This window comes from Umezawaea endophytica, from assembly GCF_025061645.1.
Taxonomy (GTDB): domain Bacteria; phylum Actinomycetota; class Actinomycetes; order Mycobacteriales; family Pseudonocardiaceae; genus Umezawaea; species Umezawaea endophytica.
The window spans coordinates 224,556-242,296 of the sequence record NZ_JANYMP010000012.1; the positions used below are offsets into that span (position 1 = coordinate 224,556).

The window sequence follows — 17,741 nt, forward strand, 5'->3', positions numbered from 1 at the left end:
CGGTGGTCGGTTTCGTCGGGAGGGGAGCGGGTCGTGCTCGTCAACGTTGCTTATGTGCTTGCCGGGTTGGTCGGGGTGGGTATCTTCGTGATCGGGGTGCGTGCTTTTTGGGTGCCGCAGGCTGCGGTTGGGTTTGGAATCCCGGATACGCCTGTTGAGGATCGGAACTTCCAGGCTTGGTTGTCGGTGAAGTCTGTTCGGGATGTTGTTTCTGGGATTTTTATCTTTGTCTTGATGGTTGGGGCGCCGGTTCATCTGTTGGGGTGGTTCATGTTGGCTGCTGCGGCGATTCCTGTGGGGGATGGGTTGATCGTGCTGCGTAGTGGTGGGTCTAAGGCTGCGGCTTATGGGATTCACGGGGCTACGGCTTTGGTGATTCTGGTGAGCAGTGTGATTTTGCTCGTTGCTTGAGTGTGGTCTTTAGAACTTGACCCTCGTGGTGACTGGCGCTTTGGCGGTCTTTTGGGCCCCCGGCCGCAACTCGACCCCGTGTGAACGTTCGTTTGGCTGTCCTTTTAACCCCTCCCCCCGGCCCCACCCCGATTCTTGGCGCACGTCGTGCCCGGTTTGGTTTGTCAAGGCATCTTTCCCGCCTTGACAAACCAAACCGGGCATCGAGATAATTGCGCGATCGGGGTGTGTCCGGGTGGGCTAGGATCTTGTGAACGTTCCTGTTTTAGGGAGACGGTCTGGGTGGTTCTCTGACTCTGAGGTGGTCCTCGAGGGAGGCCAACGGCCCGGTCATTGCGACCACACCCCGGTCGCGCAATTGTGTCCATGTCGCTTTTGTCTTGTCAAGGCGGGAAAGATGCCTTGACAAGACAAAAGCGACATGACATGCGCTAAAAACCGGGGTGCGGCCGGGGGAAGGGTTTGAAAGGGAAGTCAGGGAGGGTTGGTCAAGGGGTTGAGTTGGGGCCGGGGGCCGGTGAGGGCTGGTTGGTCACGGGGCGGGATGGGGCCGGGGGCCGAGTTGGGATGCGGGGCAGGATGGGGCCGGGGGCCGGTAAGGCTGGGTTGGGGTGCGGGGCAGGTTGAGGCCGGGGGCCAGTGAGGGCTAGTTGGTCACGGGGCGGGATGGGGCCGAGGGCCGCCGAGTTGGGTGCGGGGCGGTTGGGGGCTGTGGGTGCGAGTTGGTTGTGGGTCGGGGACCGTGAGGTCCAGTTGAGGGCGGGTGGGCTGGAATAGCGCCAGAGATTGGCGTGTGGGGTCCGGCCGGTGGGCTGACTAGTGGCCCGTACTGCCAACTGGGCCGTTCGTCTGTCGGTGTGCTCCTGCTGATGGCTTACCCCGGTCGTGGTGTCCCTCATCGAAGGTGTCCTGGACGCGACACGAAGGTGTTCTTGCCTTCGGGGCGCCGAAGGGGTCTTGGGGGTCCCAAACCGTGAGACCGCAGGTCAGCGGGACGGTTGTACGGTTGAATCCGCTGGTGAGGTGGGACACCCGGCGGTGGTAGGTGAGACCTCGCTGACTAGACTCGTTAACAGTCCGGACACATTGCCGTGGCCGGTCGGCGCGGCTGCCGACGGCGCCATTCCGGCCGCGGCCCGCGCTCCCCCATCTGATCCCCGATGCCCTGGGAGCAACGTCCGTGAGCACGAGCCGACCTGTTGTCCTGATCGCCGAGAAGCTGGCCCCCTCGGTGCTCGACGTTTTCGGTGACGGGATCGAGGTGCGCCACGTGGACGGCACCGACCGTCCCGCGCTGCTCGAAGCCGTTGCCGACGCCGACGCGCTGCTCGTCCGCTCCGCCACGAAGGTGAACGCCGAGGTGTTGGCCGCGAGCACGCGGCTGAAGGTCGTCGCGCGTGCCGGTGTGGGGCTCGACAACGTCGAGGTGCCCGCCGCGACCGAGCGCGGTGTCATGGTGGTGAACGCGCCCACGTCGAACATCGTGTCGGCCGCCGAGCACGCCGTGGCGCTGCTGCTGTCGGTCGCGCGCCAGGTGCCCGCGGCCCACGCGACGCTCCAGGCGGGCACGTGGAAGCGCAGCTCCTTCAACGGCATCGAGCTCAACGGCAAGACCGTCGGCGTCGTCGGCCTCGGCAAGATCGGGCAGCTCTTCGCGGCCCGCGTCGCCGCGTTCGGCGTCACGCTGATCGCGTACGACCCGTACGTCTCGGCCGCGCGCGCGGCGCAGCTCGGCATCGAGCTCGTGACGCTCGAAGAGCTGCTGGAGCGCTCGGACGCGATCTCCATCCACCTTCCGAAGACGCCCGAGACCAAGGGCCTGATCGGTGCCGACCAGCTCGCGAAGGCGAAGCGCGGCGTGATCATCGTCAACGCCGCGCGCGGCGGTCTGGTCGACGAGCAGGCGCTGGCCGACGCGGTCCGCGAAGGCCAGGTCGGCGGTGCGGGCATCGACGTGTTCTCAACCGAGCCGACGACGGAGAGCCCGCTGTTCGGCGTTCCCGGCATCGTCGTGACGCCGCACCTCGGCGCGTCGACGACCGAGGCGCAGGACCGCGCGGGCACGGACGTCGCGCGTTCGGTGCTGCTCGCGCTCGCAGGCGACTTCGTGCCGGACGCGGTGAACGTGCAGGGCGGCGGCGTGGTGGGCGAAGAGGTCCGCCCGTACCTGCCGCTGGTGCAGAAGCTCGGCACCGTACTGGCCGCGCTGTCGACCAAGGCGCCGACGTCGGTCACCGTCGAGGTGCGCGGCGAGCTGTCCAACGAGGACGTCGCGGTGCTGCCGTTGGCCGCGCTGCGCGGCGTGTTCTCGCGCGTCGTGGAGGAGCAGGTCACCTTCGTAAACGCCCCGAACCTGGCGTCGTCGCTCGGTGTCGCGGTCGAGCTGGTGAAGGAGCCGGAGAGCGCGAACCACCGCAGCCTTGTCACGGTGCGCGCCGTGCAGGCCGACGGCAGCGTGCTCAGCGTGTCGGGCACCCTGACCGGCCTCGACCAGGTCGAGAAGATCGTCGGCATCAACGGCCGCAGCTTCGACCTGCGGGCCGAGGGCAACGTCCTGCTGCTGGAGTACCCGGACCGGCCGGGCGTCATGGGCACCGTCGGCACGCTGCTCGGCGAAGCGGGCGTGAACGTCGAGGCGGCGCAGATCAGCCAGACCACGGACGGTTCGGACGCGTTCATGCTGCTGCGCGTGGACCGCCCGGTGGACAACCAGGTGCTGGACCCGATCGGCGCCTCGGTCGGCGCGCACAAGGTCAGCTCCGTCAGCTTCGAGTAGTGACCGCCCAGGGGGCGTTCCGGCCCCGGAACGCCCCCTGGAGCTTTGCCTGAATTGGGTATATCGCGCGTACACCCGCTCGTGCGACAGTTGACATCTGGTAAGCAATTCTGTGGGTGCCGTCACTCGTTCGGACTAATATCCGGGTGATGTTCACCGATTAAATTCGCTCCAACGAGGTTGACCGAGGTGCCGTAGAGGGCACGGCACCCCCGCGAGCAGTCCTACCTGTTTCTCCCCCTCTGCCCGCGCGGTCGTATCCGGCCTCGGTTGGGGCATGTTGTGAGTCGATCTCGCATTCTCGCCAGATCCGCGGGCCCGGTGCTCGCCGCGATACTGGTGGTCGGCGCCACCGCGGGCACCGCGGTCGCCGCAGAAGACCCGAAGGCGGAGGCCGTCGCGGCCGCCAACGGTCTACCCGCCGCTTCCTTGCAGCTCAAGGTCTCGCCTCGGCTGAAGACGACGACCGGCAAGGTCACCGCGTTCGTCGAGCTCGAAGCGAAGCCCGCCGTCGACGCGTACGACGAGAAGAAGAGCCAGGGCGGGAGCAAGGAGCAGGCCAAGCAGGCCGCCAAGGCCTCCAAGAGCGACACGGCCAAGGTCACCGACCAGGTCGTCGGCCAGCTCAAGAGCGCGGACGCGTCGACCAAGGAGGTCTCCCGCACCTCCAACGGCGTTCCCGGCGTCATCGTCACCGCCGACGCGGAGAAGGTCCGCGAACTGGCGAGCCGCTCGGACGTGAAGTCCGTCCGCTCCGTGGTGCCGAAGACCCGCACCAACTCCAGCGCGGTGCAGCTCACCAACACCATCAAGGCGTGGCAGCAGTACGGCAAGCTCGGTGAGAACGTCCGGGTCGGCATCATCGACACCGGCATCGACTACACCCACGCCGACTTCGGCGGCCCCGGCACGACCGAGGCGTTCGAGGCGATCGACGAGACCAAGGTCGACCCGTCGTACTTCCCGACGGCCAAGGTCGTCGGCGGCACGGACTTCGTCGGCAACGCCTACGACGGCGAGAGCGACGACCCGGCGATCAACACGCCGAAGCCGGACCCGAACCCGATCGACTGCAACAGCCACGGCTCGCACGTCGCGGGCACGACGGCGGGCTTCGGCGTCAACGCCGACGGCACGACGTTCACCGGCGACTACACGAAGTTGACGCCCGAGGCGCTCAACGCCATGAAGATCGGCCCCGGCACGGCCCCCAAGGCGCTGCTGTACGCGATGAAGGTGTTCGGCTGCGAGGGCTCGACCAACGTGACGTCGGTGGCGCTCGACTGGGCGCTCGACCCCGACGGTGACGGCGACTTCTCCGACCACCTCGACGTGGTCAACCTGTCGCTGGGCCAGGACTACGGCGCACCGGACGACCCCGACAGCCTCTTCGTGAAGAAGCTGAACAAGAAGAACGTGCTGACCGTGTTCTCCGCGGGCAACGGCGGCGACCTGTACGACATCGGCGGCTCGCCGGGCTCCTCGCCCGAGGCGCTGACGGTCGCCAGCATCCGCGACGCGTACGTGCTGCGCGACGGCGCCGAGGTCAAGGCCCCCGCGGGCGTGACCGGCGTCAAGCCCGGCCAGTACAGCCAGAACTACACCGGCTTCGCCACGCTCGACCTGACCAAGCCGGTCGTGAAGCTGACCGACCCGACGAACCTCGACGGCTGCCAGCCGTTCTCGGCCGCCGACAAGGCGCTCGTCGCGGGCAAGTTCGCCTGGCTGGAGTGGGACGACGTCGACGCGACCCGCCGCTGCGGTTCCGGCGCGCGCACGAACAACGCCCAGGCCGCCGGTGCGGTCGGCGCGGTGTTCTCGTCCACGCTGGAGAACTTCAACGCGGGCATCGCGGGCAACGCGACCATCCCGGTCTTCCAGTTCACCGGCACGGCCACCGCGGCCCTCCGCCCGGCGCTGGACGCGGGCACGCTGGAGGTCCGCCTGGCGGGCAGCCTGCGCACCTCCACCCCGACCTACGACCAGTCCATCAGCGACACCCCGAGCTCGTTCACCTCACGCGGTGTGCGCGGCCCGGTCGTGAAGCCGGACATCGCCGCCCCCGGTGACACCATCGCCTCGGCGCTGGTCGGCTCCGGCAACGGCACCCTGGTCATCTCCGGCACCTCGATGGCCGCCCCGCACACCTCGGGCATCTCCGCCCTGGTCCGCGAGGCGCACCCGGACTGGACGACCGAAGAGGTCAAGGCCGCCATCATGAACAGCGCCAGCGCCGACGTGAAGGAGAACGGCAAGACCTACGCGCCCAACCGCGTCGGCTCCGGCCGGATCGACGGCAAGGCCGCGCTGGACAACCAGGTCCTCGCGATGGTGCAGGACGACCCCGGCAACGTGAGCGTCTCGTTCGGCACCGTCGAGGTCGGCGGTCCGGTGTCGCTCTCGAAGACCATCAAGGTCGTCAACAAGAGCACCAAGTGGGTCGAGTACTCGACCGGCTACGAGGCCATCACCTCCATCCCCGGCGTGAGCTACCAGCTCTCCGCGGGTTCGGTGCGGATCAGCCCCCGCGGTGTCGCCAAGGTCAAGGTGACCCTGAAGATCGACAACCCGGCCGCGCTGCGCAAGACGATCGACTCCACGGTCGACCCGTTGCAGCTCGACGTGCCGCGCCAGTTCCTGGCCGACGCGTCCGGTCGCGTGGTCCTCACGCCGAAGTCCGGCGCGACGGTCCCGCTGCGGGTGCCGGTCTACTCGGCCCCGAAGCCGGTCTCGAAGATCACCACGGCGGACTCCCTCCAGTTCAAGGGCAAGGACAAGCAGGCCGTCCTGAACCTCAAGGGCAAGGGCGTCAACCAGGGCACCGGTTCGCAGGCGTACCGCTCGCTGATCAGCGTCCTCGAGCTCCAGGGCACCTCGCCCAAGCTCAAGGAGTGCGGCAAGAAGATCACCGAGAACTGCACGATCAACGACACCGCCAAGGGCGGCGACCTCCGCTACGTCGGCGCCGCGTCCACCGCGCCGCTGGCGAAGGCGCAGGGCGTCCCCGAGGAGTCGCTGCTCGCGTTCGGCATCGCCACCTGGGGCAACTGGTACAACATCGGCAGCAACACCATCCCGTTCGTCGACATCGACACCACGGGTGACGGGGTGCCGGACTTCGAGACGTTCGCCACCAAGCTGACCGACACGGACCTGATGGTCGCCACCACCGTGAACCTCGCGACCGGTGCGACCGTCGACATCCAGGGCCTCAACGGCCAGTTCGGCGACGTCGACACGAACATCTTCGACACCAACGTCGTCGTCCTGCCGGTGCTGCTCACGGCGCTGGGTCTCGACCCGACCAAGGACACCTCGCGGGTGACCTACCAGGTCGGCGTCGCGGGTCTGTACAAGGCGCCGGGTTCGAAGGACGGCCTGATCGACTCGATCCCCGGCTCGTTCTCGTTCGACCCGCTCAAGCCGGGCCTGTCCGCGCAGGGTGGCGGTGACGCCGCGCTCTCGTACCTGGCCAAGCCGGGCACGGCGCTCGTGGTCAACCGCGACGCGGCGGCGCTGGCGAAGGACAAGGCCGACAGCCTGCTGGTCCTCAACCACCACAACGCCACCGGTGACAAGGTCTCCGTGGTGAAGGTGCGCGGCGGATCGGGCGGCGGCTACTAGTCAGTACTGCTCCATTCGTGTGCCGGCCGGTCGGGGACTTCCCCGGCCGGCCGGTGTCGTTACACACTGCGGGTGACACCCGAACGGGTGGTATGGACCGTCTAGGTGTCCCGCAGTACGGGAGAAGTGGCCACGAAAGTGTGTCCGAGAACCGTTTGACGTCCGGATAACCGGTAGCCTTTCGCAAAGGAAAGTAAGTCCCGACAAATGGGACTGATACCTGGGAGGTGTGTGGATGCGGCTCGCAGTGATCCCAGGAGACGGGATCGGGCCCGAGGTCATCGCCGAAGCGCTGAAGGTGCTCGGGGAGGTCGTTCCGGCGGCCGAGATCACGCGTTACGACCTCGGCGCGGCTCGCTGGCACGCCACAGGGGAGTTGTTGCCCGAGTCCGTGCTCGGCGAATTGCGCCAGCACGACGGGATCTTGCTCGGCGCTGTCGGCGATCCGTCGGTGCCCAGCGGAATCCTGGAGCGGGGGCTGCTGCTGCGGCTCCGCTTCGAACTGGACCACCACGTCAACCTGCGCCCGGCCAGGCTCTACCCCGGCGTGCGCAGCCCTCTGGCCGACGCGCCGGAGATCGACCTGGTCGTCGTCAGGGAGGGCACCGAGGGCCTGTACGCGGGCAACGGCGGCCTCCTGCGCAAGGACACCCCGCACGAGATCGCCACCGAGGTCAGCATCAACACCTCGTTCGGCGTGGAGCGGGTGGTCCGCGACGCCTTCGCCCGCGCGTCCAACAGGCCGCGCAGGCACGTCACGCTCGTCCACAAGACCAACGTGCTCACGCACGCGGGCTCGCTGTGGTCCCGCGTGGTGGAGGAGGTGTCCCTCCAGCACCCGGAGGTCACCGTCTCCTACCAGCACGTGGACGCGGCCACGATCCACCTGGTCACCGACCCCGGCCGCTACGACGTGATCGTCACCGACAACCTGTTCGGCGACATCCTCACGGACCTGGCGGCGGCGGTGACCGGCGGCATCGGCCTGGCGGCGAGCGGCAACCTCGACGTGACCCGGCGCAACCCGAGCATGTTCGAGCCCGTTCACGGCAGCGCCCCGGACATCGCGGGCCAGGGCGTCGCCGACCCGACGGCGGCGGTGCTGTCGGTGGCGCTGATGCTCGACCACCTCGGCGAGCACGAGTCCGCCAGGCGGATCGAGGCCTCGGTGGCCTTCGACCTCGCCACGCGGGACCACCAGTCACCGGGGGCGACCTACGCCATCGGCGACCGGCTCGCGGCGCTGGTCTCCTCGAACGTCAGGACCTGAGTCCTCAGCAGCACGGAAGCGCCCGCCCGACCACCCGGTCCGGCGGGCGCTTCCGCGTCGAGGACCGGAAACGGGCCGGAACGCCAGTTCTGTCGAGACTTTGCGTGATTCTGCTCACTTCTTGCGCAACACTGGTCCGCGAGCACCTCCAACGAAGGAGATCGCGGTGGTTGTGTCACGCAGGACTTTCCTCGGATCCGCGCTGGCGGCGTCGGCCTTGGCGGGGGTGGTCCCCGCGGCGGCGCGGGCCGCGAGCCCGCCCGGCGACGTCGTCGGCAAGATCACCGTCGGCTACCAGGGCTGGTTCGCCGCCCCCGGTGACGGCTCGCCCATCAACGCCTGGTGGCACTGGAGCGACAACTGGGGGCAGTCCCCGTCCCCGAGCAACACCGCCATCACCGCGTGGCCGGACATGCGCGACTACGCCCGCGGCTACCCGACGGCGTACGGGAACCTCGGCAACGGCCAGCAGGCCACCCTGTTCTCCAGCTACGACCAGCAGACGGTCGACACGCACTTCCGGTGGATGCGGGAGAACAACTGCGACACCGCGGCACTGCAACGGTTCAACCCGTTCGGCGGCGAAGGCCCCACCCGTGACGACATGGCCGTGAAGGTCCGCTCGGCCGCGGAGGCCAACGGCCGCAAGTACTACATCATGTACGACGTCACCAACTGGACGAACATGCAGTCGGAGATCAAGACCGACTGGACCACCAAGATGTCCGCGCACGTCTCGTCCCCGGCCTACGCCAGGCAGAACGGCAAACCCGTCGTCTGCATCTGGGGATTCGGCTTCAACGACAGCGGCCGACCGTTCGCCCCCGGTCCCTGCCAGGACGTCGTCGACTGGTTCAAGGCGCGCGGCTGCTACGTCATCGGCGGCGTCCCGACCCACTGGCGCACCGAGACCGAGGACTCCCGGACCGGTTTCGCCGGGGTGTACCGCTCCTTCGACATGCTGTCGCCGTGGATGGTCGGCCGGATCGGGACCGTCGCCGACACCGACCGCTTCCACACCAACGTCAACCAGCCCGACCAGGCCGAGTGCGACGCCCGCGGCATCGACTACCAGCCGTGCGTCCTGCCGGGAGACCTCCCGGCCCGCCACCGCGCGCACGGCGACTTCATGTGGCGGCAGTTCTACAACATGGTCCGCCTCGGCGCGCAGGGCATCTACATCTCCATGTTCGACGAGTACAACGAGGGCAACCAGATCGCCAAGACGGCGGAGACGCAGGCGTTCGTCCCGGTGGGATCGGGGTTCCTCGCGCTGGACGAGGACGGCACCGCCTGCTCCGCCGACTACTACCTGCGCCTCACGGGCGACGGCGGCCGGATGCTCAAGGGCCAGATCGCCCTCACCCCGGTCCGCCCGACCCCGCCGACCATCGGCGGCCCGCCACCCGTCCTGGACCTGGCGCGCGGCAAACCGACCGCGCAGAGCAGCCAGACCCAGGGCTACGGCAGCGGTCACACCGTCGACGGCAGCACCGACACCTACTGGGAGAGCGCCAACAACGCCTTCCCGCAGTGGGTCCAGGTCGACCTCGGATCACCCGCCGCGCTGCGACGGCTGGAGCTGGCGCTGCCGTCGGCCTGGGGACCGCGGACGCAGACCGTCGCCGTACAGGGGAGCCTGGACGGCGGCTCGTTCACGACCCTGGTCGGCGCCACCGGCTACCCGTTCGCGCCGGGCACGACGATCACCCTGCCCGGCCGTGACGTCCGGTACCTGCGCCTGGTGTTCACCGCCAACACCGGCTGGCCCGCGGGCCAGCTCTCCGGGTTGCGGGCCTTCGCCTGACCCGCCGCCAGGTCACCCCGGCCGGGGTGACCTGGCGCACGGCGGGTTGACACCCGATCTCCCGAACGAACAGCATCACCACACCGCCCGTGGGGGAAGTCCGGTCGAAATCCGGCGCTGACCCGCAACGGTAGGTCCGTCCCCTCGGGGCCGGACGAGCCCGATCACCCATCGGCGGCGTGCTGCTCCAGCTCCTGCCGTGGTTTGCGGGACGGGGACCCACCGCGGTCGCTCGCGCTCAGGCCACCTGTCCGAAGGGTGACCGTGACCGCGGTTCGCGTGGCCAGAACAAGTCCGCTCGTGGTGCTCCTGGTGGTCGTGCTGGCCGCGTCCGTCGTGGCCGGTGTGGCGCTGGGACCGGTGAGCATCCCGTTCGGCCGCGTCGTCGGGTTCCTCCAGGCCGCGGTCACCGGCGGCCGGATCGAGGCCGTCGACGCGGGCCAGTACCGGATCGTCTGGGACATCCGCCTGCCCCGCGTGCTGCTCGCCGCGGTCGTCGGCGCCGGGCTGAGCGTCGTCGGCGTCGCCATCCAGGCGATGGTGCGCAACGCGCTGGCCGACCCGTACGTCCTGGGCATCTCCTCCGGCGCGTCGGTGGGGGCGGTCGCCGTGGCGACGCTCGGGCTGTTCGCCTCGCTGGGGATCTACGCGATGTCCGCGGCCGCGTTCCTGTCCGCGCTCGGCGCCACCGCGCTGGTGTACCTGGCCGCCAGGACGCGGGCCGGGCTCACACCGTTGCGGCTGGTGCTGACCGGAACCGCGATGGCGTACGGGTTCCAGGCGCTGACGCTGCTGCTCGTGTTCCAGGCCCCGCACGGGGAAGCGGCCCGCGCCGCGATGTTCTGGCTGCTGGGCAGCCTCGGCGGCGTGACGTGGGGCGCCCTGCCGGTCGCGGCGGCGGTGGTCGCGGTCGGGACCGCGTACCTGCTCGCGAACGCCCGCAGGCTCAACGGGCTGTCGATGGGCGACGAGACCGCCACGACGCTGGGCATCGACGTCGTCCGGATGAGGCGGCGGCTGTTCGTCGTCACGGCCGGGATGACCGGCGTGCTGGTCGCCGTGAGCGGCGCGGTCGGGTTCGTCGGGCTGATGCTGCCGCACCTGGTCCGCATGGTCGTCGGCTCCGACCACCGGCGCGTGCTGGTCGTGGCGCCGCTGGCGGGCGCGAGCTTCCTGATCTGGGTGGACGTCGCCGCGCGGATGGTCGCGCCGCCGGAGGAACTGCCGCTCGGGGTGATCACGGCGGCGCTGGGCGTGCCGTGCTTCGTGTTCCTGATGCGGCGCCGCGGCTACGTGTTCGGGGGTAGTTGATGGACCTGGAACTCGACTCGATCTCGGTCGACGGCATCGTCGACGGGATCTCGCTGTCCGCCGGGACCGGCGAGGTCGTCGGCGTCGTGGGACCGAACGGGAGCGGCAAGTCGACCACGCTGCGGTGCGTCTACCGGGCGTTGAAGCCCAGCGGCGGCGCGGTGCTGCTCGACGGGCGGGACCTGCTGTCCCTGCCGCTCAAGGAGAGCGCGCGCAGGCTCGCGGCGCTCACCCAGGACAGCCACGTGGAGTTCGACTTCACCGTCGCCGAGGTCGTCGCGATGGGACGCCTCCCGCACAAGGGCGCGTTCGACCGGGACACCGAACGCGACCACGACCTCGTCACCGACGCGCTGCGCCGCGTGGACGCGGGCCACCTCGCCGAGCGCAGCTTCCTCACGCTGTCCGGCGGGGAGCGTCAGCGCGTCCTGATCGCGCGCGCCTTGGTGCAGGAACCCGACGTGCTGGTGCTGGACGAACCGACGAACCACCTCGACATCAGGCACCAGTTGGACGTGCTCGCACTGGTCCGCGGCTTGGGCCTGACCGTCCTCATGGTCCTGCACGACCTCAACCTCGCCGCCGCCTACTGCGACCGCGTCCACGTCCTGGACGGCGGCCGGGTCGTCGCGGGCGGCAAACCCGCCGACGTGCTCACCCCCGACCTGGTCCAAGCCGTCTTCGGCGTCCGCGCCCACCTCGTCCAGCACCCCGTCAGCGGCGTGCCCCAACTCCTCTTCGAACACCCGGAGGTTTCCCCGTGAGACGACTGCTCGCCCTCTGCCTGGTCTTCACCACCACCGCGTGCGGCGCGACCGTCGCCGAGAACACCACCGCCACCGACCCCGTGACGGTAAAGAACTGCGGCCAGGACGTCACGTTCGACCGCGTGCCCGCCAAGGTCGTCACCAACGACACCGGCATCGCCGAGTTGATGTTCGCGCTCGGCCTGGCCGACCGCATGGCCGGGTACGTGATCGGCAGCGGCCAGACAGCGGACCTGGCCACGTCACCGTTCAAGTCCGACTGGGACAGCGTCGCGAAGCTCGGCGAGAAGATCAACAAAGAGGTCGTCCAGGGCGCAGGCGCCGACCTCGTGTTCGCGGGCTGGAACTACGGGTTCTCCGAGAGCACCGGCTTCACGCCCGACGCGTTGAAGGAACTGGGAATCCCGACCTACCAGCTCACCGAGGCGTGCCGCAACGGCGTAGGCAAACAACGCGGCATCATGCCCCCCTTGGACGCCCTCTACGAGGACCTGCGCAACCTGGGCAAGATCTTCCGGGTCTCGGACAGGGCGGAAAAGCTGGTCACCGGCTACCAGGAACAGATCAGGTCAGCCGAGAAGCTCATGACGGGCAAACCGAGGCCCAAGGTCTTCCTCTACGACAGCGGCCTGGACCAACCGTTCACCTCCGGCCGCAACGCCGCCCCGCAGGACATCATCACGAAGGCGGGCGGCGACAACATCTTCGGCGACCTGGACGACAGTTGGACCACAGTCGGCTGGGAAACCGTGGTGCAGGCCAACCCGGACGTCATCCTGATCAACGACTACGCGGACGGCGACAACAACACCCCGGAGCAGAAGCAGAAGTTCCTGGAGGGCTACGCCCCACTGGCGGCCGTCCCGGCGATCACGCAGAAGAAGTTCTTCGTCCTGCCCTACGCAGCCTTGGTGGAAAGCCCGCGCAACCCGGCGGCGATCGAGTCGTTCGCGAAGTTCCTGGCTGGATGACGGGGGACGGGGGACGGGGTCTTGCCGGATGAGGATCGCTGCCACGACTGGGGGACCCACGATTGGGTGAAGTGTGGCGGGGTGGAGGGGGATGGGTTGGGTGGGATGAAGGGAGCCGCGTTGGCAGGGCTGCGGCTGGTGGGGTTTGGCTGGGCGGGGATTGGCAGGGTGGTGGTGGATGGCAGGGCCGGGGCCGGTGAGAGTGGGGGCTGGGCCATGGCTGGCTGGGAACGGGTGGGCGGGCTACGGCTGGCCGGGTGTGAATGGCAGGGCTGCGGCTGGGGGGAGAGTGACTGGGTGGTGTGGTGGCAGGGCTACGGCTGGGTGGGTGTAGCTAGGTGGAGTCGCGATGGGCTAGACGCGATGGGCTGAGACTCACGACCGGCCAGCGCAACACTGGCTGACGCACGGCTGCCGACCCACACTTGGCAACCCGCAGCCGCCGACCCACACCTGCTGACCCAGGCATGTCGACCCACCTGCTGACCCGCACTTGTCGACCAACCTGCCGACCACGGCAACCTGCGCCTGCCGACCAGCCTGCTGACCTACGGCTGCCGACCCGCACCTGCCGGCCCACCCACCCACCTGCCGGGGCCCTCCCGACCCACAGCCCACCCAAGCCACCCTCTGGACCCACAACCCAAGTGCGCCAACGGTTTTCAACCATCCGGTGCCAACTGCGGTCGATTTTACTTGGGGGATTTGCCCCTTAAACTCGAGTCGGACGGCGGCTTCACCTCCCCGCCGTTTTCGTCCGACCAAGGGGCAAATCTAGGGGCCCCAAGTCAAATCGACCGCCCCCAACGCCCCCACCACACACCCCCACCCCAAACAGACCCCACCGGACCACCCCCACCCGACCCCCACCGAACCAAACCCAAAATGTGAGAACCCCAGTCCGACACCTGGTACCAACGCCAAACCTGTGGCACCATCGCCGAGTGGCTCAGAACACCGTGATCATTATTGATGAGCGCGCCGGGTAGGTGCTTCCCAAGCACCCGGCGCGCTGACCTCTCGCATCCCGCGGGGGGTCTTTTTGTTTTCCCGGACCTGCCACCCACCACAGGAGAACCCCGTGAGCAGCCTCCCGCTCGGCGACACCTTCCACGTCTTCGACACCACCCTCCGGGACGGTGCGCAGCGCGAGGGCATCACGTACTCCGTGACCGACAAGCTGGCCGTCGCACGCCTGCTGGACGGTCTCGGGGTCGGGTTCATCGAGGGTGGCTGGCCGGGGGCGATGCCGAAGGACACCGAGTTCTTCGCGCGGGCCAGGGCGGAGCTGGACCTCAGGCACGCCAAGCTGGTCGCGTTCGGCGCGACCCGCAGGCCGAACACCAGGGTCGACGAAGACCCGCAGGTCAAAGCGCTCCTCGACGCGAACACGGACGTCATCACCCTCGTCGCGAAGTCGGACCGCAGGCACGTGGAACTCGCGCTGCGGACCGACGAGGCCGAGAACCGCGCGATGGTTCGCGACACCGTGCGGTACCTCGTGGACCACGGCAGGCGGGTGTTCGTCGACGCCGAGCACTTCTTCGACGGCTACGCGCACGACCCGGACTGCGCCCTGGGTGTCCTGGAGTCCGCGGTGGACGGTGGCGCGGACGTCGTCGTGCTGTGCGACACGAACGGCGGCCAGCTCCCGCTGGGGCTGGCCGAGACGGTCGAACAAGTGATCTCCCGCACGGGTTTCCGTGTCGGGATCCACTGCCAGGACGACACGTCCTGCGCGGTGGCGAACACCGTCGCGGCTGTGCAGGCTGGGGCGACCCACGTCCAGTGCACCGCGAACGGGTACGGCGAACGGGCGGGCAACGCCGACCTGTTCGCCGTCGTCGGGAACCTCGTGACCAAGCTCGGCCTTCCGGTGCTACCCACCGAATCGCTGGCCGAGCTCACCCGCGTTTCCCATGCCCTCGCCGAGATCGCGAACATCGCCCCCCACACCCACCAGGCCTACGTGGGGGCGTCGGCTTTCGCCCACAAGGCGGGACTGCACGCGAGCGCGATCAAGGTTGATCCGGAGCTGTACAACCACATCGATCCGGACACCGTCGGCAACGGCATGCGGGTACTGGTCACCGAGATGGCGGGCCGGGCGAGTCTCGAGCTCAAGGGACGTGAGTTCGGAATAGACCTGGCCCGTCGGCCCGAAGCGGTCACGAACGCGGTGCGCAAGGTGAAGGAGCTGGAGGCGCGCGGCTGGTCGTTCGAGGCGGCGGACGCCTCCCTCGAACTGCTCCTGCGCCAGGAGCTGTCCGAATTGGACGAAGCGCCGTTCGTGCTGGAGTCCTACCGGGTCCTGCTGGACCGCCGCTCCGACGGCGAGATCGTGTCCGAGGCCACGGTGAAGGTGCACGTGGCGGGCGAGCGGGTGATCGAGACCGCCGAGGGCAACGGTCCGGTGCACGCGCTGGACGCGGCGCTGCGCAAGGCGTTGCTGCCGCACCTGTCCTGGTTGGACAGCGTGGAGCTGTCCGACTACAAGGTGCGCATCCTCGCCGAGGCCCCCGGCACGGACGCGGTGACGCGGGTGCTGGTGGAGTCGACCGACGGCGAGCGCGAGTGGACGACGGTCGGCGTGCACGGCAACATCGTGGAGGCGAGCTGGCTGGCCCTCTGCGACGCTCTGGTGCACAAGGCGATGCGGGTCCGCGCCCTGGTTTAGGCTGGGTGACGTGCGCATCGCCCGAATCGCCCAGCCCGACGGACTCGCCTTCGCCAAGATCGAGGGCGAGGGTGACGACCTGACGGCCGTCGAGATCAAGGACGAACCCTTCGGCGGCACGCCGACCTTCACGGGTCGGCGCTGGCCGCTGGCGGACGTCCGGCTGCTCGCCCCGTTCCTCCCGCCCAAGATCATCGGCGTCGGCCGCAACTACGCCGCGCACGCCGCCGAGCTGGGCAACGAGGTCCCCGAGAACCCGCTGATCTTCTTCAAGCCGAACACCGCGATCATCGGCCCGAACGCCGAGATCAAGCTGCCCGCGGTCTCCGAGCGCGTCGACTACGAGGGCGAGCTGGCCGTCGTGATCGGCATGGGCGGCCGGGACATCCCCGCCGAGCGCGCCCGGCAGTCGATCCTCGGTTACACGATCGCGAACGACGTGACCGCGCGCGACCTCCAGAAGGCCGACGTGCAGTTCACCCGTGCCAAGGGCTTCGACACGTTCTGCCCGCTCGGCCCGTGGGTGGAGACCGAGTTCGACCCGAGCGACGTCGCCATCCGCACCGAGCTGGACGGCGAGGTCGTGCAGGAGGGCCGGACGTCGCAGTTGATCTTCGACATCGGCGAGCTGATCGAGTACATCAGCGCCGTCATGACCCTCCGCCCGCTCGACGTCATCCTGACCGGCACCCCCGCGGGCGTCGGCCCGATGAAGGCGGGCCAGTCGGTGTCCGTGACCGTCGAGGGCCTGGGCACGCTGACCAACCCGGTCGCCAACCGCTAGCCCGCCCGGCGCCGACCGGCCCGAGCCGGTCGGCCCACCCACGCCTCGACGAACCGGTCGGGCGCCTAGGTGCGCTCGATCTTCGTCGGCTCCCGGCGGGCGAACGACGGCGCGTGCTCGGGCCGGAGCCCGATCGCGACCAGGTACGCCGGAACGCCCTGGAGCAGCGGGAACCGCTGGAGCACCCGCAGCGGCAGGGGAGTGCCCGCGCCGCCGACGTCGACCTTGCCGTCGAGCGCCCGCCGCAGGAAGGCGTTCTGGATCACCCTCTGCATCGTCTGCGTCACGGCGGTCGGCAGCCACCGCCTGCGCCGCACCTTCGCGAGCACCGACGGCGTGACCTGCCCGCGCCGCAACGGGGCCGCGAGGAGCGCCGCGGCGGCGACCGCGTCCTGCACCGCCAGGTTGATGCCGACACCGCCGATGGGTGACATGGCGTGCGCCGCGTCACCGACGCACAGCACGCCGTCGCCGTGCCAGCGGCGCAGCCGGTCCAGCTTCACGTCGAGCAGCTTCACGTCGTCGAGCGAGGTGACCGCGTCCATCCGGTCGGCGAGCATCGGCACCAGCGCCACCATGCGGTCGCGGAACGCCCGCACGCCTGCGTCGCGCAGCATCCGGTCGGTGCCCTTGCGGATCAGGAACGCGATCTGGAAGTAGTCGCCCCGGTCGAGCATCACCAGGCCGCTGCCCCTGCCGAACCGCCCGAGACCACCGTCCGGGTCGCCCTCGTGGCGCGGCACGCGGAACCACCACACGTCCATCGGCGTGCCGAACGAGTGCACGGGCAGGCCTGCCTGCGCGCGCACCAGCGACCCGCGGCCGTCGGCGGCCACCACCAGGTCCGCCGCGATCTCGCCCTCGATGCCCTCCGCGGTGCGGTAGTGGACGCCGGTGACCTTCCCGCCCTCCTTGCGCAGCCCGGTGAACGCGGTGTCCATCCGCAGCGTGAACGACGGTTCGAGCTTGCCCGCGTCGGCCAGCAGGTCGAGGAAGTCCCACTGCGGCACGAACGCGATGTGCTTGTGCGCGCCGGGCAGCCTGCGCAGGTCGGCCACGGTCGCGGGCCCGCTGTCGAGCAGCACCCGCATCCGGTCCATGAGCTGGTGGGGGACCGCGGCGAACGCCGGTCCGAGCCCCAGTTCGTCCAGCAGCGTCAGCGTGGACGCGTGGACGGTGTCGCCGCGGAAGTCCCGCAGGAAGTCGCCGTGCTTCTCCAGCACGGTGACCTCCACACCCGCCCTGGCGAGCAGCAGCCCCAGCACCATCCCGGCGGGACCGCCTCCGACGACGACGCACGTGCTCCGTTCCATGACCCCTCATTTCAACGGTAGTTGAATAAC

Annotated in this window: 11 protein-coding genes; 10 read left to right on the forward strand and 1 reads right to left on the reverse strand. The window is 69.2% G+C overall.

Translation table 11 applies throughout. The features are described from left to right. Positions 1-33 precede the first annotated feature (33 nt). The 10 genes from NZH93_RS25250 (at position 34) to NZH93_RS25295 (ending at position 16,398) form a co-directional block, all read left to right on the forward strand. Complete coding sequence (locus NZH93_RS25250; RefSeq protein WP_259625668.1) at positions 34-411, forward strand: DUF4267 domain-containing protein; 378 nt, start codon at positions 34-36, stop codon at positions 409-411. Positions 412-1,591: 1,180 nt separating this feature from the next. Then, a complete protein-coding gene (gene serA, locus NZH93_RS25255) occupies positions 1,592-3,187 on the forward strand; it encodes a phosphoglycerate dehydrogenase (RefSeq protein ID WP_259625669.1) in 1,596 nt (531 codons plus the stop codon). Between the two features lie 282 nt (positions 3,188-3,469). Further along, complete coding sequence (locus NZH93_RS25260) at positions 3,470-6,811, forward strand: S8 family peptidase (RefSeq protein ID WP_259625670.1); 3,342 nt, start codon at positions 3,470-3,472, stop codon at positions 6,809-6,811. Between the two features lie 235 nt (positions 6,812-7,046). Then, the gene (locus NZH93_RS25265; protein WP_259625671.1) at positions 7,047-8,081 is read left to right on the forward strand and encodes a 3-isopropylmalate dehydrogenase; all 1,035 of its coding nucleotides are present in this window, start codon (positions 7,047-7,049) and stop codon (positions 8,079-8,081) included. A gap of 172 nt (positions 8,082-8,253) precedes the next feature. Beyond that, positions 8,254-9,888 (forward strand): glycoside hydrolase family 99 protein, encoded by a 1,635-nt coding sequence (locus NZH93_RS25270; protein WP_259625672.1) that lies wholly within the window; start codon positions 8,254-8,256, stop codon positions 9,886-9,888. Between the two features lie 258 nt (positions 9,889-10,146). After that, entirely contained in the window at positions 10,147-11,199 is a 1,053-nt protein-coding gene (locus NZH93_RS25275; protein ID WP_372506794.1) for a FecCD family ABC transporter permease, read from the forward strand. Next, positions 11,199-11,963 carry an ABC transporter ATP-binding protein gene (locus NZH93_RS25280; protein WP_259625674.1) on the forward strand — a complete coding sequence of 255 codons (765 nt, stop codon included), beginning with the start codon at positions 11,199-11,201 and terminating at the stop codon, positions 11,961-11,963. The genes NZH93_RS25275 and NZH93_RS25280 overlap by 1 nt, the downstream gene beginning before the upstream one ends. Continuing rightward, positions 11,960-12,937, forward strand: a complete 978-nt coding sequence (locus NZH93_RS25285) for an ABC transporter substrate-binding protein (RefSeq protein WP_259625675.1) — start codon at positions 11,960-11,962, stop codon at positions 12,935-12,937. Before NZH93_RS25280 ends, NZH93_RS25285 begins: the two co-directional genes overlap by 4 nt. Positions 12,938-14,018: 1,081 nt before the next feature. Next, positions 14,019-15,614: a citramalate synthase gene (gene cimA / locus NZH93_RS25290; RefSeq protein ID WP_259625676.1), complete on the forward strand. Its 1,596-nt coding sequence runs from the start codon at positions 14,019-14,021 to the stop codon at positions 15,612-15,614. A gap of 10 nt (positions 15,615-15,624) precedes the next feature. Then, a complete protein-coding gene (locus NZH93_RS25295; protein WP_259625677.1) occupies positions 15,625-16,398 on the forward strand; it encodes a fumarylacetoacetate hydrolase family protein in 774 nt (257 codons plus the stop codon). Positions 16,399-16,463: 65 nt separating this feature from the next. On the opposite strand, the gene NZH93_RS25300 is transcribed toward NZH93_RS25295, so the two are convergent. Further along, positions 16,464-17,711, reverse strand: coding sequence for an FAD-dependent oxidoreductase (locus NZH93_RS25300; protein ID WP_259625678.1), 1,248 nt, complete (start codon positions 17,709-17,711; stop codon positions 16,464-16,466). Between the last annotated feature and the right edge of the window lie 30 nt (positions 17,712-17,741).